Source organism: Caballeronia jiangsuensis (assembly GCF_046030135.1).
Lineage (GTDB): Bacteria > Pseudomonadota > Gammaproteobacteria > Burkholderiales > Burkholderiaceae > Caballeronia > Caballeronia jiangsuensis.
Genome location: NZ_JAQQDB010000025.1, coordinates 17325 through 43280 on the forward strand (window position 1 = coordinate 17325; position 25956 = coordinate 43280).

Consider the following 25956-nt stretch of genomic DNA (forward strand, 5'->3'; position numbering starts at 1 on the left):
CGCTCGTAGAGCAAACGGAAAAATCAGGGCGGGTGCGCTACTCCAGGCGCCTCGCCCGTTTGTGTTAGGGCGCGCTCGCACTCGCTGGCGCGTCGACCGAAAAAGGATCCAAAGTGGCTCGCAAGACACCTATCGAGCGCTACCGCAATATCGGTATCAGCGCTCACATCGACGCCGGCAAAACGACGACGACCGAGCGCATTCTGTTTTACACGGGCGTGAACCACAAGATCGGTGAAGTTCACGACGGCGCGGCAACGATGGACTGGATGGAGCAGGAGCAGGAGCGCGGCATCACCATCACGTCGGCTGCTACCACGGCCTTCTGGAAGGGCATGGGCGGCAACTATCCCGAGCACCGCATCAACATCATCGACACCCCGGGACACGTCGACTTCACGATCGAAGTGGAACGCTCGATGCGCGTTCTCGACGGCGCGTGCATGGTCTACTGTGCAGTGGGCGGCGTGCAGCCGCAGTCGGAAACCGTGTGGCGTCAGGCTAACAAGTACAAGGTTCCCCGTCTCGCGTTCGTCAACAAGATGGACCGTACCGGCGCGAACTTCTTCAAGGTCTACGACCAGTTGAAGACGCGTCTGAAGGCGAACCCGGTTCCCGTCGTGGTGCCGATCGGCGCTGAAGACACGTTCACGGGCGTGGTCGACCTGATCAAGATGAAGGCGATCATTTGGGACGAAGCGTCGCAAGGCACCAAGTTCGACTACGTCGATATCCCGGCTGAACTCGTCGACACGTGCAACGAGTGGCGCGAGAAGATGATCGAGTCGGCTGCCGAAGCGACCGAAGAGCTGATGGAAAAGTACCTCGGCGGCGAAGAGCTGACCGAAGCGGAAATCGTCAAGGCGATCCGCGACCGGACCATCGCGTGCGAAATTCAGCCGATGCTGTGCGGCACTGCGTTCAAGAACAAGGGCGTGCAGCGCATGCTCGACGCCGTGATCGACTTCCTGCCGTCGCCGATCGACATTCCGCCGGTTACGGGCGAACTCGAAAGCGGTGAGAAGGGCGAGCGTCGTGCAGCCGACGACGAGAAGTTCTCGTCGCTGGCGTTCAAGATCATGACGGACCCGTTCGTCGGTCAGCTGATCTTCTTCCGCGTGTACTCGGGCGTTGTGAATTCGGGTGACACCGTGCTGAACGCGACCAAGGACAAGAAGGAACGCCTCGGCCGTATTCTGCAGATGCACGCCAACCAGCGCGAAGAAATCAAGGAAGTGCGCGCGGGCGATATCGCGGCGGCAGTCGGTCTGAAAGAAGCGACCACCGGCGACACGCTGTGCGATCCGCAACACCCGATCGTGCTCGAACGCATGATTTTCCCGGAGCCGGTGATTTCGCAGGCAGTCGAGCCGAAGACGAAGCCTGACCAGGAAAAGATGGGGCTGGCGCTGAACCGTCTGGCGCAGGAAGATCCGTCGTTCCGCGTGCAAACGGACGAAGAATCGGGCCAAACCATCATTTCGGGCATGGGCGAGCTCCACCTGGAAATTCTGGTTGACCGTATGCGTCGCGAATTCGGCGTGGAAGCGACTGTCGGCAAGCCGCAGGTTGCTTACCGCGAGACGATCCGCAGCAAGGCGGAAGACGTCGACGGCAAGTTCGTCAAGCAGTCGGGTGGTCGCGGCCAGTACGGTCACGCGGTCATCACGCTCGAGCCGAACGAGCAGGGCAAGGGCTACGAGTTCCTGGACGAGATCAAGGGCGGCGTGATTCCGCGCGAATACATCCCGGCAGTGGACAAGGGTATCCAGGAAACGCTGAAGTCGGGCGTGCTGGCTGGTTTCCCGGTGGTCGACGTGAAGGTTCACCTGACGTTCGGTTCGTACCACGACGTCGACTCGAACGAAAACGCGTTCCGCATGGCCGGTTCGATGGCCTTCAAGGAAGCAATGCGCAAGGCAAGCCCGGTCATCCTCGAACCGATGATGGCTGTGGAAGTCGAAACGCCGGAAGACTACATGGGCAACGTGATGGGCGACCTGTCGGGCCGTCGCGGTATTGTCCAGGGCATGGAAGACATGATTGGCGGCGGCAAGATCGTTCGCGCCGAAGTGCCGCTGTCGGAAATGTTCGGCTACTCGACGTCGCTGCGTTCGCTGACGCAAGGCCGCGCCACGTACACGATGGAGTTCAAGCACTACTCCGAAGCTCCGCGTAACGTCGCCGAAGCGATCATCAACGCCAAGGGTAAGTAATACCCGCAAGTAATTCGGCGCAAGCCACAAGCTTTAACCGATAACCAAACTTTGAAAGAAGGTAATCATGGCAAAAGGTAAATTCGAGCGGACCAAGCCGCACGTGAACGTGGGCACGATCGGTCACGTTGACCACGGCAAGACCACGCTGACGGCAGCGATCACGACGGTTCTCACGCAGAAGTTCGGCGGCGAAGCGAAGGCGTACGACCAGATCGACGCAGCGCCGGAAGAAAAGGCGCGTGGTATCACGATCAACACCGCGCACGTCGAGTACGAAACGGCTAACCGCCACTACGCACACGTCGACTGCCCGGGCCACGCTGACTATGTGAAGAACATGATCACGGGCGCAGCGCAGATGGACGGCGCAATCCTGGTGTGCTCGGCCGCTGACGGCCCGATGCCGCAAACGCGTGAGCACATCCTGCTGGCCCGTCAGGTTGGCGTGCCGTACATCATCGTGTTTCTGAACAAGTGCGACATGGTGGACGACGCCGAGCTGCTCGAGCTCGTCGAAATGGAAGTGCGCGAGCTTCTGTCGAAGTACGACTTCCCGGGCGACGACACGCCGATCATCAAGGGTTCGGCCAAGCTGGCGCTGGAAGGCGACAAGGGCGAGTTGGGCGAAGTGGCGATCATGAACCTGGCCGACGCGCTGGATTCGTACATCCCGACGCCGGAGCGCGCAGTTGACGGTTCGTTCCTGATGCCGGTGGAAGACGTGTTCTCGATCTCGGGTCGTGGCACGGTGGTGACGGGTCGTATCGAGCGCGGCGTGGTGAAGGTCGGCGAGGAAATCGAAATCGTCGGTATCAAGCCGACGGTGAAGACGACCTGCACGGGCGTGGAAATGTTCCGCAAGCTGCTCGACCAAGGTCAGGCAGGCGACAACGTCGGTATCCTGCTGCGCGGCACGAAGCGTGAAGACGTGGAGCGCGGCCAAGTGCTGTCGAAGCCGGGTTCGATCACGCCGCACACGCACTTCACGGCTGAAGTGTACGTGCTGAGCAAGGACGAAGGCGGCCGTCACACGCCGTTCTTCAACAACTACCGTCCGCAGTTCTACTTCCGTACGACGGACGTGACGGGCTCGATCGAGCTGCCGAAGGACAAGGAAATGGTGATGCCGGGCGACAACGTGTCGATCACGGTGAAGCTGATCGCTCCGATCGCCATGGAAGAAGGTCTGCGCTTCGCCATTCGCGAAGGCGGCCGTACCGTCGGCGCCGGTGTCGTGGCGAAGATTATCGAGTAAGATGTCGGGCTTGCTCGATTGAAGTTGCAGTAATGCTGTAAAAACCGGGACCGGGCACTCGCTCTCAGCGAGCGCCCGGTCCCACGCTCTTTTGCCAGATGTGCGGTGCAATACCGCCTCGCTCTTTTCAAGGAATCGTCATGCAGAACCAGAAAATCCGCATTCGTCTGAAGGCTTTCGACTATCGCCTGATCGATCAATCGGCAGCCGAAATCGTCGATACCGCGAAGCGGACTGGCGCGATCGTCCGTGGTCCGGTGCCGCTGCCGACGCGTATTCAGCGTTTTGACATCCTGCGTTCGCCGCACGTCAACAAGACGTCGCGCGATCAGCTCGAAATCCGTACCCACCAGCGCCTGATGGATATCGTCGATCCGACGGACAAGACCGTTGACGCGCTGATGAAGCTCGATCTGCCCGCTGGCGTCGACGTCGAGATCAAGCTGCAGTAAGTGCGGAAAGCAGTCTGGCGTGCCTGCAGGTGCGCTAGAAGATGCTAAGTCTTTGATTGCTTGCGGGATTCGAAAAGCCTTGTTATACTCCAAGGCTTTTCGCGCCTATTCGCACGAAAGAGACGCAAGAAAGCCGACCCAGTTTCTCGTAACGAAGCCGGCATTTGTAAATCAGCCCCGACCAATCGCAGTTGGGAATGGAGAAAACGATGAGCCTTGGACTCGTAGGTCGCAAGGTTGGCATGACCCGTATCTTCACGCCTGAAGGGGATTCGATCCCCGTCACCGTGCTGGACGTGTCGGACAACCGCGTGACGCAGATCAAGACCGTTGAAACGGATGGTTATACCGCCGTTCAGGTTGCATTCGGTGCTCGCCGCGCATCTCGCGTGACGAAGCCGCTGGCGGGTCACCTCGCCAAAGCCGGTGTTCAAGCCGGTGAAATCCTCAAGGAATTCCATATCGATACGGCCAAGGCAGGTGAACTGTCGAACGGCGCCGTGATCGGTACGGACATTTTCGAAGTCGGCCAGAAGGTTGATGTGCAAGGCACGTCGATCGGTAAGGGTTATGCCGGCACGATCAAGCGCTACAACTTCGCCTCGGGTCGCGCGACGCACGGTAACTCGCGTTCGCACAACGTTCCGGGTTCGATCGGTATGGCGCAGGATCCGGGTCGCGTGTTCCCTGGTAAGCGCATGACGGGTCACCTCGGTGACGAGACCGTCACGGTTCAAAATCTCGAAATCGCCCGCATCGACGCTGAGCGCAATCTGCTGCTCGTCCGCGGTGCAGTTCCGGGTGCGAAGGGCGGCAAGGTCTTCGTGACCCCGGCCGTCAAGGCGCGTGCTGTGAAAGGAGCGAAATAATGGAACTTAAGCTCCTGAATGCCAATGGTCAGGAAGGCGCTGGCGTGAACGCATCGGACGTCGTGTTCGGTCGCGATTACAACGAAGCCCTGATTCACCAGATCGTCGTCGCTTATCAAGCGAACGCACGTAGCGGCAACCGCGCGCAGAAGGACCGCGAGCAGGTCAAGCACACCACCAAGAAGCCGTGGCGTCAGAAGGGTACGGGCCGTGCTCGTGCCGGTATGTCGTCGAGCCCGTTGTGGCGTGGCGGTGGTCGTATCTTCCCGAACTCGCCGGAAGAAAACTTCTCGCACAAGGTCAACAAGAAGATGCATCGCGCAGGCCTCTGCTCGATCTTCTCGCAGCTGGCTCGCGAAGGCCGTATCGCGGTGGTCGAAGACCTCGCGCTCGAAGCCCCGAAGACCAAGCTGTTGGCCGATAAATTCAAGGCGATGGGTCTCGAATCCGTGTTGGTCATTACCGATACGGTCGACGAGAACCTGTACCTCGCGTCGCGCAACCTGGCCCACGTGGCAGTTGTCGAGCCGCGTTACGCCGACCCGCTCTCGCTGATCTATTTCAAGAAGATTCTGATCACGAAGGCTGCGGTCGCTCAGATCGAGGAGTTGCTGTCATGAGCGAAATTCGCAAAAACGATCATCGTTTGATGCAAGTTCTGCTCGCTCCGGTGATCTCCGAAAAGGCGACGCTGGTTGCCGACAAGAACGAGCAAGTCGTGTTCGAAGTCGCGCCGGACGCCACGAAGCAGGAAGTGAAGGCTGCTGTCGAGCTGCTGTTCAAGGTCGAAGTCAATTCCGTCAACGTGCTCGTCACGAAGGGCAAAGCCAAGCGCTTTGGCCGCTTCAACGGTAAGCGCAAGGACGTGAAGAAGGCGTACGTCTGCCTGAAGCCCGGCCAGGAAATCAACTTTGAAGCGGAGGCCAAGTAATCATGGCAATCGTGAAAGTTAAGCCGACCTCGCCGGGTCGCCGCGCGATGGTCAAGATCGTCAACAAGGATCTGCATAAGGGCGCGCCGCACGCAGCGCTGCTCGACTCGCAATCCAAGTCGGCGGGCCGTAACAACAACGGCCGTATCACCACGCGTCACCAGGGCGGTGGTCACAAGCAGCACTATCGTATCGTCGACTTCCGTCGCAACAAGGACGGCATTCCGGCAAAGGTCGAGCGTCTCGAGTACGACCCGAACCGTAGCGCGAACATCGCGCTGGTTCTGTACGCAGACGGCGAGCGTCGCTACATCATCGCGCCGAAGGGCGTGACGGTTGGTACGCCGCTGATGTCGGGTTCGGAAGCGCCGATCAAGGCAGGCAACACGCTGCCGATCCGCAACATTCCGGTCGGTACGACGATCCACTGCATTGAAATGCTGCCGGGCAAGGGCGCGCAAATCGCGCGTTCGGCTGGCACGTCGGCCATGCTGCTGGCTCGCGAAGGCGTCTACGCTCAAGTGCGTCTGCGTTCGGGCGAAATCCGCCGCGTGCACGTCGAGTGCCGCGCGACCATCGGTGAAGTGGGCAACGAAGAGCACAGCCTGCGTCAAATCGGTAAGGCCGGCGCAAACCGCTGGCGCGGTATCCGTCCGACGGTGCGTGGTGTTGCAATGAACCCGGTCGATCACCCGCACGGCGGTGGTGAAGGCAAGACGGCTGCAGGTCGCGACCCGGTGAGCCCGTGGGGCACGCCGACGAAGGGTTATCGCACCCGCAGCAACAAGCGCACGACGACGATGATCGTCCAGCGCCGTCACAAGCGTTAAGGAGTAGGCAATGACACGTTCTGCTAAAAAAGGTCCGTTCTGCGACGCTCATTTGCTGAAGAAAGTTGAGTCGGCAGCAGCTACGCGCGACAAGAAGCCGATCAAGACCTGGTCGCGTCGCTCGACGATTCTGCCGGATTTCATCGGCCTGACGATCGCTGTTCACAACGGCCGTCAGCACGTTCCGGTGTATGTCACGGAAAACATGGTCGGCCACAAGCTTGGCGAGTTCGCACTGACCCGTACGTTCAAGGGTCACGCGGCCGACAAGAAGGCCAAGAAATAAGGGGCTATCAAGATGGAAGTGAAAGCAATTCATCGCGGTGCCCGCATCTCGGCGCAGAAAACGCGCCTTGTGGCTGACCAGATTCGTGGTTTGCCGGTCGACAAGGCGCTGAACGTCCTGACGTTCTCGCCGAAGAAGGCGGCGGGTATCGTCAAGAAGGTCGTGCTGTCTGCGATCGCGAATGCGGAACACAACGAAGGCGCCGATATCGACGAGCTCAAGATCACGAGCATTTACGTCGACAAGGCTGCTTCGCTGAAGCGTTTCACCGCACGCGCTAAGGGTCGCGGTAACCGCATCGAGAAGCAATCCTGTCACATCACTGTGACGGTCGGGAATTAAGGAGCCATACGATGGGACAGAAAATTCATCCGACTGGCTTCCGTTTGGCCGTCAGCCGCAATTGGGCTTCGCGCTGGTATGCGAACAACAACAATTTCGCGGCGATGTTGCAGGAAGACATCGGTGTTCGTGAATACCTGAAGAAGAAGCTGAAGAACGCTTCGGTCGGTCGCGTCGTCATCGAGCGTCCGGCGAAGAACGCGCGCATCACGATTTACAGTTCGCGTCCGGGCGTGGTCATCGGCAAGAAGGGCGAAGACATCGAATCGCTGAAGGCTGAACTGCAGAAGCGCATGGGCGTTCCGGTTCACGTCAACATCGAAGAGATCCGCAAGCCGGAGACGGATGCTCAGCTGATCGCTGACTCCATTACGCAGCAGCTCGAGCGCCGGATCATGTTCCGCCGCGCGATGAAGCGCGCGATGCAGAACGCGATGCGTCTTGGCGCCCAGGGCATCAAGATCATGAGCGCGGGCCGTCTGAACGGTATCGAAATCGCTCGTACCGAGTGGTATCGCGAAGGTCGCGTGCCCCTCCATACGCTGCGTGCGGATATCGATTACGCGACGTCGGAAGCGAAGACCACGTACGGCATCATCGGCGTGAAGGTGTGGGTCTACAAGGGTGACACCCTGGGCCGCAACGAAGCGCCGGTGGTTGAAGAAGTGGCGGAAGAAAAGCGTCCGCGCCGCAACGCACGTCCGGGTGGCGATCGCCGTCCGCGTCGTGATGGTGAAGGCGCTCCGGCTGGTGCTCGTCGTGGTGCACCCCGTCGCGCTGGCGGTGACGCGAAGACTGGAGAATAACGATGCTGCAACCGAAACGCAGAAAGTATCGCAAAGAGCAGAAAGGTCGTAACACCGGCAAGGCGACGCGCGGCAACGCGGTGTCGTTCGGTGAATACGGTCTGAAGGCTATCGGTCGCGGCCGTTTGACCGCGCGTCAAATCGAAGCGGCGCGTCGTGCAATGACGCGTCACATCAAGCGTGGTGGCCGGATCTGGATCCGTATTTTCCCGGACAAGCCGATTTCGCAGAAGCCGGCCGAAGTGCGTATGGGTAACGGTAAGGGTAACCCGGAGTACTACGTCGCTGAAATTCAACCGGGCAAGATGCTGTACGAAATGGACGGCGTCTCCGAAGAACTGGCGCGCGAAGCGTTCCGTCTGGCTGCAGCCAAACTGCCGCTCAAGACGAACTTCGTCGTACGTCAGCTCGGCGCCTAAGGAGTAAATGATGAAGGCATCTGAACTTCACCAGAAAGACCAGGCCGCGCTCAACAAAGAGCTGTCGGACCTGCTGAAGGCGCAATTCGGCTTGCGTATGCAACTCGCGACCCAACAGCTCACGAACACGAGCCAACTGAAGAAGGTCCGTCGCGACATCGCACGTGTGCGCACCGTCCTGACTGAGAAGGCGAACCAGAAATGAACGATAGCGTAAAAACCTCGCTCAAGCGGACGCTGGTCGGCAAGGTCGTCAGCAACAAGATGGACAAGACGGTCACCGTTCTGGTCGAGCACCGCGTGAAGCATCCGATCTACGGCAAGTACGTCGTGCGTTCGAAGAAGTACCACGCGCATGACGACGCGAACACGTACAACGAAGGCGATCTCGTCGAAATCCAGGAAACTCGTCCGATTTCGAAGACGAAGGCTTGGGTTGTGTCGAAGCTCGTTGAAGCGGCTCGCGTGATCTGAAGCAGAAGTTGTAGTACCGCGATGCAGTAGCAAATCGTGTCGCAGTAAGTTTCGCTTGCAAGACCGAGATTATTTGTTATAATCTCGGTCTTCCCTCTTTGTGGGAGCCCCGTCGCGGGCGAAACTGGTGGGGGAAGCCGGTTCGGGCGCCAGCCTGAGTCGACAGATTCACCGGATTGCGATGGCGGGTTTCGTCTGCCCTCGCTGCCTGTTCTAACCCAAGCAGCCAGCTGGCTGACGGGACCAAGACTGACCGGCTGTGCCATGGTGGTGCGACCGGATTAAGTTGGGAAAGATAAACCATGATCCAGACCGAAACTCGGCTTGAAGTGGCCGACAACACGGGTGCGCGTGAAGTCATGTGCATCAAGGTGCTCGGCGGTTCGAAGCGTCGTTACGCTAGCATTGGCGACATCATCAAGGTGACCGTCAAGGAAGCGACGCCGCGCGGACGCGTGAAAAAGGGCGAAATCTACAACGCCGTGGTCGTTCGTACGGCCAAGGGCGTGCGTCGCCAGGATGGCTCGCTCATCAAGTTCGACGGCAATGCCGCCGTTTTGTTGAATACCAAGCTGGAGCCGATCGGCACGCGTATTTTTGGGCCGGTTACGCGTGAACTGCGTAGCGAACGATTCATGAAGATCGTTTCGCTCGCGCCGGAAGTGCTGTAAGGAGTCGCGATGAACAAGATTCGCAAGGGTGACGAAGTCATCGTCATCACCGGCAAGGACAAGGGCAAGCGCGGTACCGTGCTGGTCGTTGCGGAAGATCGTGTGACGGTCGAGGGCATCAACCTCGTCAAGAAGCACGTGAAGCCGAACCCGATGAAGGGTACGACGGGCGGTGTGGAAGCCAAAACGATGCCGCTGCATATTTCGAACGTCGCATTGGTCGACGCGAATGGCAAGGCATCGCGTGTGGGCATCAAGGTCGAAGACGGAAAGAAGGTTCGCTTCTTGAAGTCGACCGGCGCCACGCTTAACGCCTGACGCGGAGTTAAAAAATGGCTCGTCTGCAAGAGATTTATAAAGAAAAGGTTGTGCCGCAACTCGTTGAAAAGTTCGGCTACAAGTCTGTCATGGAAGTGCCGCGCATCACCAAGATCACCCTGAACATGGGCCTTGGCGAAGCCGTCGCTGACAAGAAGATCATCGAAAACGCCGTGGGCGACCTGACGAAGATCGCTGGCCAGAAGCCGGTTATCACGAAGGCGCGCAAGGCAATCGCAGGCTTCAAGATTCGTCAAGGCTACCCGATCGGCGCGATGGTCACGCTGCGCGGCCAAGCGATGTACGAATTCCTCGACCGTTTCGTGACGGTTGCGCTCCCCCGTGTGCGTGACTTCCGTGGCGTCTCGGGCCGTGCATTCGACGGTCGTGGCAACTACAACATCGGTGTGAAAGAGCAGATCATTTTCCCCGAAATCGACTACGACAAGATCGACGCGCTGCGTGGGCTGAACATCAGCATCACGACTACCGCGAAGACTGACGACGAAGCAAAGGCGCTGCTCGCCGGCTTCAAGTTCCCGTTCAGAAACTGAGGTTACCGTGGCTAAACTGGCACTGATCGAACGTGAAAAGAAGCGCGCGCGCCTGGCAGCCAAGTACGCTCCGAAGCGTGCTGAGCTGAAGGCTGTGATCGATGACGCAAGCAAGTCGGACGAAGAGCGTTACTTCGCGCGTCTGGCGCTGCAACAACTGCCGCGTAACTCGAACCCCACTCGCAAGCGTAACCGCTGCGCGATCACGGGTCGTCCGCGTGGCACGTTCCGCAAGTTTGGACTCGCGCGCGGCAAGATTCGTGAAATCGCTTTCCGCGGCGAAATCCCTGGCCTGACCAAGGCGAGCTGGTAATAGGAGAAACATAAATGAGCATGAGTGATCCTATCGCCGATATGCTGACTCGCATCCGCAACGCGCAGATGGTCGAGAAGGTTTCGGTGACTATGCCCTCGTCGAAAGTCAAGGTTGCGATTGCGCAGGTTTTGAAGGACGAAGGTTATATCGACGACTTCGCAGTAAAGGCTGAAGGCGCGAAGATCGAATTGAATATCGCGTTGAAGTACTACGCTGGCCGTCCGGTGATCGAGCGCCTCGAGCGCGTTTCGAAGCCTGGCTTGCGCGTGTACCGCGGTCGCAACGACATTCCGCAGGTCATGAACGGCCTCGGTGTTGCCATCGTGTCGACGCCGAAGGGTGTGATGACCGACCGCAAGGCGCGCCAGAACGGCGTCGGCGGCGAAGTCATCTGCTACGTCGCTTAACGCCTAAGGAGAAGAAACATGTCTCGAGTAGGTAAAAGCCCGATCGCGCTGCCGCAAGGCGCGGAAGTGGCCATCAAGAGCGACGTCATCACCGTTAAGGGCCCGCTCGGCACGATTTCGCAACCGGCTAACAAGCTGGTGACCGTGACGAACGATAACGGCACGTTGAAGCTCGCTCCGGCCGACGAAAGCCGCGAAGCAAACGCGATGTCCGGCACAATGCGCGCCCTGGTGGCGAACATGGTGCAGGGCGTCACCAAGGGTTTCGAGCGCAAGCTGACGCTGGTTGGCGTCGGGTATCGTGCGCAAGCGCAAGGCGACAAGCTGAACCTGTCGCTGGGTTTCTCGCACCCCGTGGTGCACCAGATGCCGGAAGGCGTCAAGGCTGAAACTCCGTCGCAAACCGAAATCGTGATCAAGGGGATCGACAAGCAGAAAGTCGGACAGACCGCAGCAGAAGTGCGCGGCTATCGTCCGCCTGAGCCGTACAAGGGCAAAGGCGTGCGCTATTCCGACGAGGTCGTGATCCTCAAAGAAACGAAGAAGAAGTAAAGGTGCGCAATCATGGATAAGACTCAATCTCGCCTGCGCCGCGCTCGTCAGACGCGTATCAAGATCGCTGAGCTGCAGGTTCCGCGTCTGGCCGTGCATCGCACGAATACGCATATCTACGCGCAAGTGTTCTCGGCGTGCGGTACGAAAGTCGTGGCAAGCGCCTCGACGCTCGAAGCTGAAGTGCGCGCTGAACTCGCCGACAAGTCGGGCAAGGGCGGCAACGTCAACGCTGCGACCCTGATCGGCAAGCGTATCGCCGAAAAGGCCAAGGCTGCCGGCATCGAATCCGTCGCCTTTGACCGCTCGGGTTTCCGCTACCACGGCCGCGTGAAGGCGCTGGCTGATGCGGCGCGTGAAGCCGGGCTCAAGTTCTAAGGGAAGAATTCGTCATGGCAAAGATGCAAGCGAAAGTTCAGGCTGACGAACGCGACGACGGCCTGCGCGAAAAGATGATTTCGGTCAACCGCGTGACCAAGGTCGTGAAGGGTGGCCGTATTCTCGGCTTCGCCGCACTGACCGTGGTTGGCGACGGTGATGGCCGGATCGGCATGGGCAAGGGCAAGGCCAAAGAAGTTCCGGTTGCCGTTCAAAAGGCAATGGAACAGGCCCGCCGCAACATGTTCAAGGTGCCCCTGAAGAACGGCACGCTGCAACACGAAGTGCACGGTAAGCATGGCGCCTCGGCGGTTCTCCTCGCTCCGGCGAAGGACGGTACCGGCGTGATCGCTGGCGGCCCGATGCGCGCAGTGTTCGACGTGATGGGCGTGCAAAACGTTGTGGCCAAGAGCCACGGTTCGACGAACCCGTACAACCTCGTTCGCGCAACGCTGGACGGTCTGCGCAAGCAGTCGACCCCGGCCGACATCGCGGCGAAGCGTGGGAAGTCCGTCGAAGACATTCTGGGCTAAGGTGGGCACCATGTCTGATAAAACTGTCAAGGTTCAGCTCGTCAAGAGCCTGATCGGGACTCGCGAAACGCACCGCGCGACGGTGCGTGGCCTCGGCCTGCGCCGCCTCAACTCGGTCTCCGAGTTGCAGGACACGCCGGCAGTGCGCGGGATGATCAACAAGGTCTCGTACCTCGTTAAGGTCATCGGCTAAGCGGCTGACCCTAGGATCCAAGGAGTTGAACATGGAATTGAATAACCTGAAGCCGGCAGAAGGCGCGAAGCACGCTAAGCGTCGCGTCGGTCGCGGTATCGGTTCGGGCCTCGGCAAGACCGCTGGCCGCGGCCACAAGGGTCAGAAATCGCGTTCGGGCGGCTTTCACAAGGTCGGTTTCGAAGGCGGTCAGATGCCTCTGCAGCGTCGTCTGCCGAAGCGTGGCTTCACGTCGCTGACGAAGGAATTCGTCGGTGAAGTGCGCCTGTCTGATCTCGAAAAGCTGCCGGTCGACGAAATCGATCTGTTGGCGTTGAAGCAAGCGGGTCTGGTCGGCGAGCTCATCAAGAGCGCAAAGATCATCAAGACCGGCGAGATCACGCGCAAGGTCACGGTGAAGGGCCTGACGGCAACGAAAGGCGCCCGTGAGGCAATCGAAGCCGCTGGCGGCTCGTTCGCCGAGTAACGCGCTTTCGCCGTTACTAGCACTAGCATCGGAGAAGGTACTTGGCTAACAGCCCGAGTCTCGCAAAAACCGGTCGAAGCGCGGCGAAATTCGGCGATCTGCGTCGGCGTGCAGTATTCCTGCTGCTGGCGCTGATCGTCTACCGCATTGGTGCGCATATTCCGGTACCCGGCATCGATCCGGATCAACTGGCCAAGCTGTTCCAAAGCCAGTCAGGCGGCATCCTGGGCATGTTCAACATGTTCTCGGGTGGCGCGCTGTCGCGATTCACGATCTTTGCGCTGGGCATCATGCCCTACATTTCGGCGTCGATCATCATGCAGTTGCTGTCGATCGTGTCGCCGCAGATGGAGGCGTTGAAGAAGGAAGGGCAAGCGGGACAACGGAAGATCACGCAGTACACGCGTATCTTCACGGTGGTTCTGGCGACCTTCCAGGCGTTCGGCATCGCGGTCGCGCTGGAAAACCAGCCGGCTCTGGTCCTGGATCCCGGCATGGTGTTCCGGCTGACGACGGTCGTCACGCTGGTGACGGGCACGATGTTCCTGATGTGGCTCGGTGAGCAGATCACGGAGCGCGGTCTCGGCAACGGCATCTCGATCATCATCTTCGGTGGTATCGCGGCGGGTTTCCCGAACGCAATCGGTGGTCTGTTCGAGCTGGTTCGCACCGGTTCGATGAGCATCATCTCGGCGATCATCATCGTCGTGTTGATCGCGGCGGTCACGTATCTGGTCGTGTTCATCGAACGCGGTCAACGCAAGATCCTCGTGAACTACGCGAAGCGCCAGGTCGGTAACAAGATTTACGGCGGACAGTCGTCTCATCTGCCGCTGAAGTTGAACATGTCGGGTGTGATTCCGCCGATCTTCGCGTCGTCGATCATTCTCTTCCCGGCAACCATCCTGAACTGGTTCAGCTCGGGTACGCGGACCAACTGGTTCGCAAACACGCTACACAACGTGGCCGAGGCGCTTAAGCCCGGTCAACCCGTGTACGTGCTGCTGTATGCGTTGGCGATCGTGTTCTTCTGCTTCTTTTACACCGCACTGGTGTTCAACAGCCGGGAAACTGCCGACAACTTGAAGAAGAGCGGTGCTTTCGTTCCGGGTATCCGTCCGGGCGATCAGACTGCACGATATATCGACCGCATCCTCACGCGTCTTACGCTGGCTGGTGCGATCTACATCGTATTCGTGTGCCTGCTGCCTGAGTTTCTGGTGTTGCGCTGGAACGTGCCGTTTTATTTTGGTGGAACGTCGCTGCTGATCATTGTCGTCGTCACGATGGACTTCATGGCTCAGGTGCAGTCGTACGTTATGTCGCAACAATATGAATCGCTGCTCAAGAAGGCAAACTTCAAGGGTGGCAACGTCCCGACGCGTTAATAAGGACTATGGCCAAAGACGATGTTATCCAGATGCAGGGTGAGGTCATCGAAAACCTTCCCAACGCTACTTTCCGGGTGAAATTGGAAAATGGCCATGTCGTCCTGGGGCATATTTCCGGAAAGATGCGGATGCACTACATCCGCATTCTGCCGGGCGACAAGGTTACGGTTGAATTGACGCCTTACGATCTGTCTCGTGCGCGGATCGTGTTCCGGGCGAAGTGATTTGAAAAAAGGGTAATATCATGAAAGTGATGGCATCGGTTAAGCGCATTTGCCGCAATTGCAAGATCATCAAGCGCAAGGGCGTTGTGCGCGTGATTTGCAGCTCTGATCCGCGCCACAAACAGCGTCAAGGCTGAACGCCGCGCTTTTGCTTGCGCTTTTTGTTTGAGGAAAAACAATGGCTCGTATCGCAGGGGTTAACATCCCGAATCACCAGCATACCGAGATCGGCCTGACGGCAATCTTCGGCATCGGTCGCACGCGTTCCCGCGGCATTTGCACGGCAGCTGGTGTGGAATTTTCGAAGAAGGTCAAGGACCTCACTGACGCAGACCTCGAAAAGCTGCGTGACGAAGTGGGTAAGTTCATCGTCGAAGGCGACCTGCGCCGTGAAGTGACGATGAATATCAAGCGCCTGATGGACTTGGGTTGCTACCGCGGCATGCGCCATCGCAAGGGCTTGCCCCTGCGTGGCCAGCGTACGCGCACGAATGCCCGTACGCGCAAGGGTCCGCGTCGTGCAGCGCAATCGCTGAAGAAGTAAGCGGAACTGACAGTTACAGGAAAACGTAATGGCTAAGGCTTCGAACAACTCCGCGGCGCAACGCGTTCGCAAGAAGGTCAAGAAGAACGTCGCCGAGGGCGTGGTTCACGTTCACGCGTCGTTCAACAACACCATTATCACGATCACTGACCGTCAAGGTAACGCGCTGGCATGGGCGACCTCGGGTGGTCAGGGCTTCAAGGGCTCGCGTAAATCGACGCCGTTTGCAGCTCAGGTCGCAGCCGAATCGGCTGGCCGCGTGGCATTGGAATACGGCGTGAAGAACCTCGAAGTGCGGATCAAGGGCCCCGGTCCTGGCCGTGAATCGGCGGTGCGCGCGCTGCATGGTCTTGGCATCAAGATCACCGCGATCTCCGACGTGACGCCGGTCCCGCACAACGGCTGCCGTCCGCCGAAGCGCCGTCGTATCTAAAGTCGACGACGCGACCGCATGTTTCCTGTCGATGCGCAAGTATCGGCGGGTTTCGTGCGTTATGAAGTTTTGACTAAGCCCACCGTTCGACCCCAAGGGTTCGGACTAGCGCAGACGAAAGTGTGCGTGATCAATATTTAAGGATGCAAAGTGGCACGCTATACCGGTCCCAAAGCAAAGCTGTCCCGCCGTGAAGGCACTGATCTGTTCCTGAAGAGCGCACGCCGCTCCCTCGCCGACAAGTGCAAGCTCGACAGCAAGCCCGGCCAACACGGCCGCACCTCGGGCGCGCGTACGTCCGACTACGGCACCCAGTTGCGCGAGAAGCAGAAAGTGAAGCGTATCTACGGTGTGCTGGAGCGTCAGTTCCGCCGCTATTTCGCTGAAGCCGACCGCCGCAAGGGCCCGACGGGCGAAAACCTGCTGCAGTTGCTCGAGTCGCGTCTCGACAACGTCGTCTATCGCATGGGCTTCGGCTCGACGCGCGCCGAGGCGCGTCAGCTCGTGAGCCACAAGTCGATCGTTGTGAACGGCCAGGTCGTGAACATCCCGTCGATGCAGGTGAAATCGGGCGACGTCGTGTCCGTGCGTGAGCAGTCGCGCAAGCAGGCTCGTATCGTCGAAGCCCTGTCGCTGGCCGAGCAAGGCGGAATGCCGAGCTGGGTGTCGGTCGACGCGAAGAAATTCGAAGGCACGTTCAAGTCGATGCCCGAGCGTAGCGATATCGCTGGCGACATCAACGAAAGCCTGATCGTCGAATTGTATTCGCGTTAATCGCGGCGGTAATGGATTGACAGCCGGGGAGCCTGATTGCTCGTGGCAAGGGGTGGCCTCGGCTGTTTATTTTCAGGTTGTTACCGGTCAGCCTTATCGGTGTAACGAGCCGAGGGTATTGAAAAGGAAAACCTATGCAAACCAGTTTGTTGAAGCCCAAGATCATTGCGGTTGAATCGCTTGGTGAAAACCATGCGAAGGTGGTTATGGAGCCGTTCGAACGCGGCTATGGCCACACCTTGGGTAACGCGCTTCGGCGCGTGCTGCTGTCGTCGATGATCGGCTATGCGCCGACCGAAGTGACGATCGCAGGCGTCGTGCATGAATATTCGACGCTCGATGGTGTGCAAGAGGATGTGGTCAACCTGCTGTTGAACCTGAAGGGCGTCGTTTTCAAGCTGCACAACCGCGATGAAGTCACGGTGACGCTGCGCAAGGAAGGCGAAGGACTCGTCACGGCCGGAGATATCGAACTCGCGCACGACTGCGAGGTCATCAACCCGGAACACGTGGTCGCGCACCTGTCGAAGGGCGGCAAGCTCGACGTTCAGATCAAGATCGAGAAGGGTCGCGGCTATGTGCCGGGCAACGTGCGTCGTTACGGTGAAGATTCGGCGAAAATCATCGGCCGCATCGTGCTGGATGCGTCGTTCTCGCCGGTTCGCCGCGTGAGCTACGCCGTCGAAAGCGCGCGTGTTGAACAGCGTACCGACCTCGACAAGCTCGTGATGAACATCGAGACCAACGGCGTGATTTCGCCGGAAGAAGCGATCCGTCAGTCGGCGCGTATTCTGGTCGATCAGTTGTCGGTGTTTGCAGCGCTCGAAGGCACGGAAGCGGCAGCAGAAGCGCCGTCGCGCGCGCCGCAGATCGATCCGATCCTGCTGCGTCCGGTGGATGACCTCGAACTCACGGTGCGTTCAGCGAACTGCCTTAAGGCCGAGAACATCTACTACATCGGCGATCTGATCCAGCGCACGGAAAACGAGCTGCTGAAGACGCCGAACCTGGGTCGCAAGTCGCTGAACGAAATCAAGGAAGTGCTGGCTTCGCGTGGTCTGACGCTTGGTATGAAGCTCGAAAACTGGCCGCCGGCTGGTCTCGACAAGTAATAGGCGAAGTCGCTGCGTAACTTTGCAAAGACGCGGATTCTGCTTTAAAATCCGCGTCTTGCTTTATTTTCGACCGGCCCGTGCGCTGATGTAGAGCGCAATAGAAGAGCTGGATCAAAACTCGTTAAAGGAACTGGAAATGCGTCATAAGCATGGTCTGCGGAAATTGAACCGCACGAGCAGCCATCGTCTGGCAATGCTCCGCAATATGTCGAATTCGCTCATCGAGCACGAAGTCATCAAGACGACGCTGCCGAAGGCCAAGGAATTGCGCAAGGTCGTCGAGCCCCTCATCACGCTCGGCAAGAAGCCGTCGCTCGCGAACCGCCGTCTGGCGTTCAACCGCCTGCGCGATCGTGATTCTGTCGCGAAACTGTTCGATGTCCTCGGCCCGCGCTACGCGAGCCGTCCGGGTGGCTACCTCAGCATCCTGAAGTTCGGTTTCCGCGTCGGCGACAACGCTCCGATGGCGCTGGTCCAATTGATGGATCGCCCGGAAGTTGAAGAGGCGGAAGAAGTGCAAGAAGCGGAATAAATTCCGTTTCCAGTTGTTCACAGAAAGGCCAGGCTCAAAGCTTGGCCTTTTTGCTTTCTGCCTGCGACGTTTCAGCGCGCTGAAGCGTAAAAGTGTGTGTCGGTCGCCGATGCTACGATATGCAACTAGCCTGCCGTTTTTCCGGAGTATCCGCGTGAATGTCCCCGTCGTTTTGATGCTTTCCACGCTGCCTGACGCCGCCGCGGCCGATGCGCTCGCGCAAGCGGCGCTGGACGCGCGACTCGCCGCCTGCGTGACGAGCCTCGGCGCGGTGACCTCGCAGTACCACTGGAAGGGCGTGCTGGAGTCGTCGCAGGAAGTGCAATTGTTGTTCAAGACGAGCATCGCGCGCAGCGAAGAATTGCAGCGCTTCGTCGAGGCTCGACATCCGTACGAGACACCCGAAATCCTCGTCTGGCAGGTGAATGCATCGCCGGGCTATGGTCAATGGGTCAACGCAGAAACGCAGCGTCCTCTTCATGTGTGAGTTTTCCCGTCTTTTCTCGCGGCGATTCTTCGGCGCGTTCCTGTTTCTCGCAGCGTTGGCACTGCTGTCGGGCGCCGCGCGCGCAGCTGACGATTTCCTCGATCCCGATGTCGCGTTCAAATTCAGTGCGTCGGAAAAGCCCGGCGAAGTGGACGTGCGCTACAAGATCGCCGACGGCTACTACATGTACCGTGAGCGCTTCGCGTTCGCGGTGAAGAGCGGCGATGCGACCATCGGCGCCGCGCAACTGCCGGCGGGCAAAGTCCACTTCGATCAGACGTTCAACAAGGACGTCGAGACCTATCGCGGCGAGCTGCACATCCGCATTCCCGTCACGCAGGCGAAGGGGCCATTCGAGCTCGCGGTAACGTCGCAGGGATGCGCGGATCAGGGCATCTGCTATCCGCCGATGGAGAAGACCTATCGCGTGAAGGGCGACGCGCTGCAAGCGGCGGGCGCCGCGTCGACTACCGTCAGGCCGGACGCAGAGAGTTCATGGCTCGAGCGCGCAACCAGCGCCGACTACGCGCAGTCCATGCTCGAAGGCGGTGGATTTTTTGCGGTCGTCGGCATGTATTTTCTTGCCGGCATGGTGCTGAGCCTCTTGCCGTGCTCCTATCCGGTGATCCCGATACTGTCCGCGATCATCGTCGGAGAAGGTGCGCGCGTGACGCGTTCGCGCGGATTTGCGCTGTCGGTTTCGTATGTGATCGGCATGGCGCTCGTTTATACGGTGCTCGGTATCGTTGCTGCGCTGATCGGACAGAGCCTCGGCGCGTGGCTGCAGAACCCGTGGGTGCTCGGAGCGTTTGGTCTGCTGCTCGCGGCGTTCGCCGTCGCGCTGATTTCGGGCGTCGACATCAAGCTGCCTGAACGCTGGCAAAGCGGGGTGAATGAGGCTTCGCAGAAGCGCAGCGGGGGCAAGTTCGCTGCGGTCGCGGTGATGGGCGCGTTATCCGCGCTCGTCGTCGGTGCGTGCATGACGGCGCCGCTGTTCGCGGTGCTCGCGTTCATCGCGCATACCGGCAACGCCGTGCTCGGCGGCGCGGCGCTCTTCGCGATGGGTATCGGACTGGGCGTGCCGCTTTTGATCATCGGCCTGGGCGCGGGATCGATCCTGCCTCGCGCCGGCGCGTGGATGGACGGCGTGAAGGTGTTTTTCGGCGTGGTCCTGCTCGCGGCCGCGCTGTGGATCGTGTGGCCTGTTATCGGCGGCGTCGCGCAGATGCTGCTCGCTGCGCTGTGGCTGTTGATCGCGGCAGCATCGCTCGGATTGTTCTCATCGGGAGCATCGGCGGCTGTCGGGGTCTGGAAGCGACTCGGACGCGGTCTCGCCGCGGCGTTCGCGATCTGGGCGGCGACATTGCTCGTCGGCCTGGCTGCGGGTTCCACGGATCCGCTGCGCCCGCTCGCGGTGCTCGCTTCCCGAGGCGCGTCGTCGGCGGCTGCGAACGCACAAGCGGAAGGACCGACGTTCGCGCCGGTGCGTTCGTCGGCGGAACTGGACTCGGCGGTGAAAGCCGCCGCGCGTCCTGCGATGCTCGACTTCTACGCCGATTGGTGCGTGTCCTGCAAGGAAATGGAGAAGCTGACTTTCTCCGATGCCCGCGTACAGGCGCGGCTCGTGCAACTGAATCTTCTGCGCGCAGACGTGACCGCCAACAACGCCGACGATCAGGCGCTGCTCAAGCGCTTCAGGCTTTTCGGGCCGCCGGGCATCATCTTCTTCGATGCGCAAGGCAACGAAGTCGCGCGTGTCGTCGGGTACGAATCAGCCGATACTTTCCTGAAGAGTCTCGACCGGGTCGGGCCGTCGAACGGATAAAAAAGAAAGGGCGATGCATCGAGCATCGCCCTCTTCATATCGCGAGCAAAAAGCTTTACTTCGAAGCTCGCAGAATTCGTGCAGCATCCAGCGCAAAGTACGTCAGCACGCCGTCCGCGCCCGCACGCTTGAACGCGAGCAGCGCTTCCATCATCACCTTGTCGTGATCGATCCAGCCGTTTTGCGAGGCGGCCTTGATCATCGCGTACTCGCCGCTGACTTGATACGCGTACGTCGGGAAGCGGAATTCGTCCTTCACGCGGCGCACGATGTCGAGATACGGCATGCCGGGCTTGACCATCACCATGTCCGCGCCTTCCTCGATGTCCATGCGCACTTCGCGCATCGCTTCATCGGAGTTGGCCGGGTCCATCTGATAAGTCATCTTGTTGCTCTTGCCGAGATTCGCGGCCGAACCGACTGCATCGCGGAACGGACCGTAGAACGCCGACGCGTACTTCGCCGCATACGCCATGATGCGCGTGTGAATGTGGCTCTCGCTTTCGAGCATCTCGCGGATCGCGCCGATGCGGCCGTCCATCATGTCCGACGGCGCGACGATATCCACGCCCGCTTCTGCCTGCACGCGCGCCTGCTCGACGAGGATCTCGCTCGTTTCATCGTTCTTCACATAGCCTTCCTCGTCGAGCACGCCATCCTGGCCGTGGCTCGTGTACGGATCGAGCGCGACGTCGGTCAGCACGCCGAGCATCGGGAAGTTCTTTTTCAGCTCGCGCACGGCGCGCGGAATGAGACCTTCGGAGTTCGTGGCTTCGCGGCCATCCGGAGTCTTGAGCGACGGCTCGATCGCCGGAAACAGCGACAGCACCGGAACGCCCAATTCCACGCACTGTTCGGCGACTTTCATCAGCAGATCGACGGACGTGCGCTCGACGCCGGGCATCGACGGCACCGCTTGCCGCACATTCGCGCCTTCGACGATGAACACCGGATAAATGAGGTCGTTGGTCGTGAGGAGGTTTTCGCGCATCAGACGGCGCGAGAAGTCATCGCGGCGCATCCGGCGCGGGCGATGGTGGGGATAGAAGCTCATGTCTTGACTCGAATTTGGAGTGGTCTTCGGGGCGGTCGAAAACGGCTTCATAAATGCGCAAATCCTTGCCGAACAAGCACTTGGACGCGTCTGAAACCGTTTTGAGACAATGGTATATCATACCGATCGAGCGAGGCGCTTGCCGCCGGACTCCCCGCTTCTCCTCCCTGAGCGGGTGCCTGTCGATGTTCGATTAGGCTGTTAACCCGCCGTCATGCGGCGGGTTTTTTTCATGCCGGCGCGTGCGCGCGATGGCTCACTCGGCTGCGTCTTCTGACGCGTTCTCGCCGGCTTCACCGGGCATCAGCCAGCTTTCGATCTGCTCGTGCGCTTCTTCCAGCCCCGTGCGCTTGAGTGCGGAGAAGAGCTGCACGGTGAGTTCGCCGCGATAGCCCGCATCCTTGTATTCAGCCAGCGATTTCTTCGTCGCGCGCAGGGCGTTGGTCATTTCCTGTCGCGTCAATTTGTCGCATTTGGTGAGCAGCGCGTGAATCGGCTTTCCGGTCGGCGCGAACCAGTCGATCATGATGCGATCGAGGTCCGTCAGCGGGCGGCGCGAATCCATCATCAGGATCATGCCGCGCAGTTGCACGCGACTTTGGAGATAGGTCGACAGCAGACGCTGCCAGTGTTCCTTTGCCGCTCCCGGCACTTCGGCGTAGCCATAACCCGGAAGATCGACGAGATAGCCGGTCGGCGCGGCTTCCGGCCCGACCGAGAAATAGTTGATATGCTGCGTGCGTCCCGGCGTTTTGCTGGCGAATGCGAGCCGCTTCTGGTTGCACAGAATATTGATTGCCGTCGATTTTCCCGCGTTCGAGCGTCCCCCGAACGCGATTTCGGGCTGCGGCGTGGGCGGCAGATCGCGGAGATGATTGACGGTCGTGAAGAAGCGGGATTGGTGAAGCAGAAATGACATGGCGGGCCCAATCGAAAGAGCTGCGAAAACTTCAAGCCTTGAGAACCCGGCAAATACTGGGCATGCCCCGACTGGCGTCTTTGCGTGTAGCGGGTTATTGTACAATACGACGGATTTTTAAAGACCAGCACGGGCACGCAAGACCCAAGCCGCAGGCGGCACCCACAGAGGAGCGAGACAGTTTTCGGGGCACTTTTGAGCCTCTTCGTTCAGTGAGTTCGGGTATCTTGCGGCGATAATCGGTCGCCGTCGTTTTTTGCAGAACCTCACATTCTCACAAGACGAAAAACAGGGTACGCGAATGAACCGACTGTACAGGTCTCTGGTGGTGATTCGGGCAGCGGCGGCTTTCGGTGCGGGTTTAAGTGGTCTAGCAGTATCGATGTCAGTGAACGCGGCGGAGCCCGCGCAAGCGGCGAAGCCGGATGCGGCGCGAGGCCAGGCCATCGCGACGCGGGTGTGTGCAGCGTGTCATGCAGCGGACGGCAACAGCGCCGGCGCCGCGTTTCCGAAGCTCGCTGGCCAGCACGCCGAATACATCGTCAAGCAATTGAAGGATTACAAGACGCAGCCGGGCGCGAAGGCGCCGGCGCGCAACAATCCGATCATGGCGGGCATTGCGGGCGCGCTGTCGGATCAGGACATGGTGAACGTCGCGGCGTACTTCGCGTCGCAGAAGGCCAAGCCCAACTTCGCGCGCGACAAGAACGACGTCACGCTGGGTCAGAAGATTTACCGCGGCGGCATCGCGGACAAGGGCGTGCCGGCGTGCGCCGCTTGCCACGGCGCGACGGGCATGGGCATTCCGGTGCAGTATCCGCGGCTGTCATGGCAGTGGGGCGATTACACGGTGGCGCAGTTGAACGCCTTCGCATCGGGACAACGCGCCAACAGCGAGCCGATGCACCAGATTTCCTCGCGCCTGAACGAAGCGGAGATGAAGGCGGTTGCCGACTACATCGCCGGGTTGCATTAAGCGTCAAGCAGTCAGCGTCCAGCGGTTTCCGGCAGCACACGCCGGAGTCGCCCATACTACGAAGCCGGTCCCGGGCAGATCCGAGAAGACCGGCGCGAGAACAAGAAAAGGGTGGGACGTCGGTCGATGAGACCGCCAGCGTCTCCACCCTTTTTTGCTGTCCAGTCGGAGTTTGAATGAGCGTCACCACATCGGGTTTGCAGTCGAAGTCGAGCCGTCGGGCCATCAGGCATTTCGTCGAACTCGTCAGTTCGATGCGCTTCGCCATCGCGTTGCTGGTCATTCTGGCGATCGCGAGCATCATCGGTACGGTGCTCACGCAAGAAGACCCGTACCCCAACTACGTGAATCAGTTCGGTCCGTTCTGGGCCGACATCTTCCGCGGCGTGAGCCTCTACAACGTGTACAGCGCGTGGTGGTTCATGCTCATCCTGATCTTCCTCGTGACCTCGGTCTCATTGTGCGTCGTGCGCAACAGCCCGAAGATGATCGCGGACCTCAAGAGCTGGAAGGATCGCGTGCATGAAGGCGGTCTGCGCGCGTTCCATCACAAGGGCGAGTTCGCGGTATCGACGAATCGCGCGCAGACAGCCGCGACGCTCGAGCGGCTCGCCGCGAAGATGGGCTACCGCTTCAAGACGCGCGAGACCGACAACGGCGCGACGCTCATCACCGCCAAGCGCGGCGCGATGACGAAGATCGGCTATATCTCGGCGCACGTCGCGATCGTCGTGATCTGCATCGGCGGGCTACTCGACAGCAATCTGCCCATCAAGCTGCAGATGTGGATGTTCAACAAGACGCCGATCAACAGCAACGCCGTCATCAACGACATTCCGCCCGAGCATCGCCTTTCGACGTCGAACCCGACGTTCCGCGGCTACGCGTGGGTGCCGGAAGGGCAAAACGTCGGCACGGCGATCCTGAATCAGCAGGACGGTTCGATCATCCAGGATCTGCCGTTTTCCATTCAGTTGAACAAGTTCATCGTCGATTACTACTCGACCGGCATGCCGAAGCTCTTCGCGAGCGACATCGTCGTGATCGATCACAAGACGGGCAAGCGCATTCCGGCGCGCGTCGAAGTGAACAAGCCGTTCACGTACGACGGCATCTCGATCTATCAGTCGAGTTTCCAGGATGGCGGCTCGAAGCTCGAAATGACTGCATGGCCGATGACCGGCGGCAGCGCGAAGACCTCCCCTTTCAACGGCACGATCGGCGGCACGTCGCCGATCGGCACGCAGTTCACCGGCGCGCAGGGTGAAACGGTCGAGTTCACGGATTTCCGCGCGATTAACGTCGAGAACATGACCGACGGCAGCGGTACGCCGGACGCGCGCGGCGTCGGCAAGACCGAAACGCTGCGCGACGCGTTCGACGAGCGTCTCGGCTCCGGCGCGAAAACCTCGAAGCCGACGGATCTGCGCAATATCGGCCCATCGGTGCAATACAAGGTGCGCGGCACGGACGGCCAGGCGCGCGAGTACAGCAACTACATGCTGCCGGTCGACGTGAGCGGCCAGCGCATGTTCCTCGCGGGCATGCGCGTGAGCCCGAACGATCCGTTCCGTTACCTGCGCATTCCCGCCGACGAACAGGGCACGATGAAACAGTGGATGGAATTGCGCGCCGCGCTCGCCACGCCCGCGACGCGTGCCGAAGCCGCGCACCGGTTTGCGCTGCGCTCGGTTCCGCAGGAAAACGGCGAGTTGCAGAAGCATCTGGAAGAGAGCGCGGTTCGCGTGCTGAATCTCTTCGCGGGCGTCGACGAAACGGGCAAGGCGACGACGAATCCGCAGATGATTGGCGGTTTCCAGAGCATCGCGACGTTCATCGACCGTTTGGTGCCGAAGGGCGAGCAGGAAAAAGCGGCGGGCCTCCTGATGCGCATGCTCGAAGGCGCGATGTGGGACGTATGGCAGATTTCCCGAGAGCAAAACGGCCAGCCCGACGCTAAAGTGGATGAAAAGAACTCCGCGTTCGTTCAATCATCCATCAACGCGCTTTCCGATAGCTTTCTGTACGGTTCGCCCGTCTTTCTGCAACTGGACAACTTCAAGCAGGTGCAAGCTTCGGTATTCCAGCTGACGCGCGCGCCGGGTAAAAATCTGGTGTATCTTGGCAGCCTTCTGCTGGTCGTCGGGATTTTCTCGATGTTCTACGTCCGCGAACGCCGGCTCTGGTTCTGGCTCAAAGATGCAGGGCAGGGCGGCGCGAGCGTGCTGATGGCGATGTCCACGGCGCGCCGGACGTTCGATTTCGAGAAGGAGTTTGTCCGCACGCGCGCGCAGATCGCGGCGGCGCTCGGCGCGAAGCCGACAGAACCGGCTGATCCGTCCCCGGCACCCAGTGCGCCCCAGCACTCGCAATCCGAGACCCCGAGCTCGGAAGTTTCGACACGGTAAGAT

At 59.9% G+C, this 25956-nt stretch carries 37 protein-coding genes; 35 read left to right on the forward strand and 2 right to left on the reverse strand.

Annotated elements, in window-relative coordinates; genetic code table 11:
• Positions 1–113 precede the first annotated feature (113 nt).
• The 33 genes from fusA (at position 114) to dsbD (ending at position 20596) form a co-directional block, all read left to right on the forward strand.
• Positions 114–2216 carry an elongation factor G gene (fusA, locus tag PQR08_RS24335; protein WP_371880510.1) on the forward strand — a complete coding sequence of 701 codons (2103 nt, stop codon included), beginning with the start codon at positions 114–116 and terminating at the stop codon, positions 2214–2216.
• A 67-nt stretch (positions 2217–2283) separates the two neighbouring features.
• The gene (gene tuf, locus PQR08_RS24340) at positions 2284–3474 is read left to right on the forward strand and encodes an elongation factor Tu (protein WP_250484237.1); all 1191 of its coding nucleotides are present in this window, start codon (positions 2284–2286) and stop codon (positions 3472–3474) included.
• A gap of 140 nt (positions 3475–3614) precedes the next feature.
• On the forward strand, positions 3615–3926 hold the full coding sequence (rpsJ, locus tag PQR08_RS24345; protein ID WP_006998489.1) for a 30S ribosomal protein S10: 312 nt from the start codon (positions 3615–3617) through the stop codon (positions 3924–3926).
• 209 nt (positions 3927–4135) lie between these two features.
• Positions 4136–4795, forward strand: coding sequence for a 50S ribosomal protein L3 (gene rplC, locus PQR08_RS24350; RefSeq protein ID WP_035506792.1), 660 nt, complete (start codon positions 4136–4138; stop codon positions 4793–4795).
• Entirely contained in the window at positions 4795–5415 is a 621-nt protein-coding gene (gene rplD, locus PQR08_RS24355) for a 50S ribosomal protein L4 (protein WP_035506767.1), read from the forward strand. The genes rplC and rplD overlap by 1 nt, the downstream gene beginning before the upstream one ends.
• Positions 5412–5726: a 50S ribosomal protein L23 gene (gene rplW / locus PQR08_RS24360; protein WP_008343846.1), complete on the forward strand. Its 315-nt coding sequence runs from the start codon at positions 5412–5414 to the stop codon at positions 5724–5726. Before rplD ends, rplW begins: the two co-directional genes overlap by 4 nt.
• Before the next feature lie 2 nt (positions 5727–5728).
• Positions 5729–6556 (forward strand): 50S ribosomal protein L2, encoded by an 828-nt coding sequence (gene rplB, locus PQR08_RS24365; RefSeq protein ID WP_035506766.1) that lies wholly within the window; start codon positions 5729–5731, stop codon positions 6554–6556.
• Positions 6557–6566: 10 nt separating this feature from the next.
• Positions 6567–6842 carry a 30S ribosomal protein S19 gene (gene rpsS / locus PQR08_RS24370; protein ID WP_035506764.1) on the forward strand — a complete coding sequence of 92 codons (276 nt, stop codon included), beginning with the start codon at positions 6567–6569 and terminating at the stop codon, positions 6840–6842.
• 12 nt (positions 6843–6854) lie between these two features.
• On the forward strand, positions 6855–7184 hold the full coding sequence (rplV, locus tag PQR08_RS24375) for a 50S ribosomal protein L22 (RefSeq protein ID WP_007730533.1): 330 nt from the start codon (positions 6855–6857) through the stop codon (positions 7182–7184).
• An 11-nt stretch (positions 7185–7195) separates the two neighbouring features.
• Complete coding sequence (gene rpsC / locus PQR08_RS24380; protein ID WP_035506762.1) at positions 7196–7990, forward strand: 30S ribosomal protein S3; 795 nt, start codon at positions 7196–7198, stop codon at positions 7988–7990.
• 2 nt (positions 7991–7992) lie between these two features.
• The gene (gene rplP, locus PQR08_RS24385; protein WP_008343852.1) at positions 7993–8409 is read left to right on the forward strand and encodes a 50S ribosomal protein L16; all 417 of its coding nucleotides are present in this window, start codon (positions 7993–7995) and stop codon (positions 8407–8409) included.
• A 10-nt stretch (positions 8410–8419) separates the two neighbouring features.
• Positions 8420–8614, forward strand: coding sequence for a 50S ribosomal protein L29 (rpmC, locus tag PQR08_RS24390; RefSeq protein WP_007180130.1), 195 nt, complete (start codon positions 8420–8422; stop codon positions 8612–8614).
• A complete protein-coding gene (gene rpsQ / locus PQR08_RS24395) occupies positions 8611–8883 on the forward strand; it encodes a 30S ribosomal protein S17 (RefSeq protein ID WP_008343854.1) in 273 nt (90 codons plus the stop codon). Before rpmC ends, rpsQ begins: the two co-directional genes overlap by 4 nt.
• Before the next feature lie 302 nt (positions 8884–9185).
• Entirely contained in the window at positions 9186–9554 is a 369-nt protein-coding gene (gene rplN / locus PQR08_RS24400) for a 50S ribosomal protein L14 (RefSeq protein ID WP_006998478.1), read from the forward strand.
• A 9-nt stretch (positions 9555–9563) separates the two neighbouring features.
• A complete protein-coding gene (rplX, locus tag PQR08_RS24405) occupies positions 9564–9872 on the forward strand; it encodes a 50S ribosomal protein L24 (RefSeq protein WP_035967607.1) in 309 nt (102 codons plus the stop codon).
• A gap of 14 nt (positions 9873–9886) precedes the next feature.
• Complete coding sequence (rplE, locus tag PQR08_RS24410; RefSeq protein ID WP_016346472.1) at positions 9887–10426, forward strand: 50S ribosomal protein L5; 540 nt, start codon at positions 9887–9889, stop codon at positions 10424–10426.
• A 7-nt stretch (positions 10427–10433) separates the two neighbouring features.
• Positions 10434–10739 (forward strand): 30S ribosomal protein S14, encoded by a 306-nt coding sequence (gene rpsN / locus PQR08_RS24415; RefSeq protein ID WP_016346471.1) that lies wholly within the window; start codon positions 10434–10436, stop codon positions 10737–10739.
• A 14-nt stretch (positions 10740–10753) separates the two neighbouring features.
• Positions 10754–11149, forward strand: a complete 396-nt coding sequence (rpsH, locus tag PQR08_RS24420; protein WP_035506756.1) for a 30S ribosomal protein S8 — start codon at positions 10754–10756, stop codon at positions 11147–11149.
• Positions 11150–11167: 18 nt separating this feature from the next.
• Positions 11168–11701: a 50S ribosomal protein L6 gene (rplF, locus tag PQR08_RS24425; RefSeq protein WP_035506752.1), complete on the forward strand. Its 534-nt coding sequence runs from the start codon at positions 11168–11170 to the stop codon at positions 11699–11701.
• 12 nt (positions 11702–11713) lie between these two features.
• Positions 11714–12079 carry a 50S ribosomal protein L18 gene (rplR, locus tag PQR08_RS24430; RefSeq protein WP_008343872.1) on the forward strand — a complete coding sequence of 122 codons (366 nt, stop codon included), beginning with the start codon at positions 11714–11716 and terminating at the stop codon, positions 12077–12079.
• A gap of 14 nt (positions 12080–12093) precedes the next feature.
• The gene (gene rpsE, locus PQR08_RS24435) at positions 12094–12612 is read left to right on the forward strand and encodes a 30S ribosomal protein S5 (protein ID WP_008343875.1); all 519 of its coding nucleotides are present in this window, start codon (positions 12094–12096) and stop codon (positions 12610–12612) included.
• Between the two features lie 10 nt (positions 12613–12622).
• Positions 12623–12805 carry a 50S ribosomal protein L30 gene (rpmD, locus tag PQR08_RS24440; protein WP_028199571.1) on the forward strand — a complete coding sequence of 61 codons (183 nt, stop codon included), beginning with the start codon at positions 12623–12625 and terminating at the stop codon, positions 12803–12805.
• A 31-nt stretch (positions 12806–12836) separates the two neighbouring features.
• Complete coding sequence (gene rplO / locus PQR08_RS24445; RefSeq protein ID WP_035506750.1) at positions 12837–13271, forward strand: 50S ribosomal protein L15; 435 nt, start codon at positions 12837–12839, stop codon at positions 13269–13271.
• A 41-nt stretch (positions 13272–13312) separates the two neighbouring features.
• Positions 13313–14659 carry a preprotein translocase subunit SecY gene (gene secY, locus PQR08_RS24450; RefSeq protein ID WP_187609326.1) on the forward strand — a complete coding sequence of 449 codons (1347 nt, stop codon included), beginning with the start codon at positions 13313–13315 and terminating at the stop codon, positions 14657–14659.
• 8 nt (positions 14660–14667) lie between these two features.
• On the forward strand, positions 14668–14886 hold the full coding sequence (gene infA, locus PQR08_RS24455) for a translation initiation factor IF-1 (protein ID WP_004521905.1): 219 nt from the start codon (positions 14668–14670) through the stop codon (positions 14884–14886).
• 20 nt (positions 14887–14906) lie between these two features.
• Positions 14907–15023, forward strand: coding sequence for a 50S ribosomal protein L36 (rpmJ, locus tag PQR08_RS24460; protein WP_004199844.1), 117 nt, complete (start codon positions 14907–14909; stop codon positions 15021–15023).
• A 41-nt stretch (positions 15024–15064) separates the two neighbouring features.
• Entirely contained in the window at positions 15065–15430 is a 366-nt protein-coding gene (rpsM, locus tag PQR08_RS24465) for a 30S ribosomal protein S13 (protein WP_008344037.1), read from the forward strand.
• Between the two features lie 28 nt (positions 15431–15458).
• Positions 15459–15863, forward strand: coding sequence for a 30S ribosomal protein S11 (gene rpsK, locus PQR08_RS24470; RefSeq protein WP_035506748.1), 405 nt, complete (start codon positions 15459–15461; stop codon positions 15861–15863).
• 150 nt (positions 15864–16013) lie between these two features.
• Entirely contained in the window at positions 16014–16637 is a 624-nt protein-coding gene (gene rpsD, locus PQR08_RS24475; protein WP_035506745.1) for a 30S ribosomal protein S4, read from the forward strand.
• A 134-nt stretch (positions 16638–16771) separates the two neighbouring features.
• On the forward strand, positions 16772–17749 hold the full coding sequence (locus PQR08_RS24480) for a DNA-directed RNA polymerase subunit alpha (protein ID WP_035506743.1): 978 nt from the start codon (positions 16772–16774) through the stop codon (positions 17747–17749).
• Between the two features lie 139 nt (positions 17750–17888).
• Positions 17889–18284, forward strand: a complete 396-nt coding sequence (gene rplQ / locus PQR08_RS24485; RefSeq protein WP_408162528.1) for a 50S ribosomal protein L17 — start codon at positions 17889–17891, stop codon at positions 18282–18284.
• A gap of 154 nt (positions 18285–18438) precedes the next feature.
• Entirely contained in the window at positions 18439–18771 is a 333-nt protein-coding gene (gene cutA, locus PQR08_RS24490; RefSeq protein ID WP_408162530.1) for a divalent-cation tolerance protein CutA, read from the forward strand.
• Positions 18764–20596 carry a protein-disulfide reductase DsbD gene (gene dsbD, locus PQR08_RS24495; protein ID WP_408162531.1) on the forward strand — a complete coding sequence of 611 codons (1833 nt, stop codon included), beginning with the start codon at positions 18764–18766 and terminating at the stop codon, positions 20594–20596. The genes cutA and dsbD overlap by 8 nt, the downstream gene beginning before the upstream one ends.
• 55 nt (positions 20597–20651) lie before the next feature.
• Here dsbD and hemB read toward each other — a convergent pair whose 3' ends face one another.
• Both hemB and yihA read right to left on the reverse strand, forming a co-directional pair.
• On the reverse strand, positions 20652–21650 hold the full coding sequence (gene hemB / locus PQR08_RS24500; RefSeq protein WP_408162533.1) for a porphobilinogen synthase: 999 nt from the start codon (positions 21648–21650) through the stop codon (positions 20652–20654).
• Positions 21651–21906: 256 nt separating this feature from the next.
• Positions 21907–22569, reverse strand: coding sequence for a ribosome biogenesis GTP-binding protein YihA/YsxC (yihA, locus tag PQR08_RS24505; RefSeq protein ID WP_408162534.1), 663 nt, complete (start codon positions 22567–22569; stop codon positions 21907–21909).
• Between the two features lie 301 nt (positions 22570–22870).
• Here yihA and PQR08_RS24510 point away from each other — a divergent pair, with 301 nt between their 5' ends.
• On the forward strand, positions 22871–23545 hold the full coding sequence (locus tag PQR08_RS24510) for a c-type cytochrome (RefSeq protein WP_408162535.1): 675 nt from the start codon (positions 22871–22873) through the stop codon (positions 23543–23545).
• Between the two features lie 176 nt (positions 23546–23721).
• On the forward strand, positions 23722–25953 hold the full coding sequence (locus PQR08_RS24515) for a cytochrome c biogenesis protein ResB (RefSeq protein WP_408162537.1): 2232 nt from the start codon (positions 23722–23724) through the stop codon (positions 25951–25953).
• Positions 25954–25956: the final 3 nt, after the last annotated feature.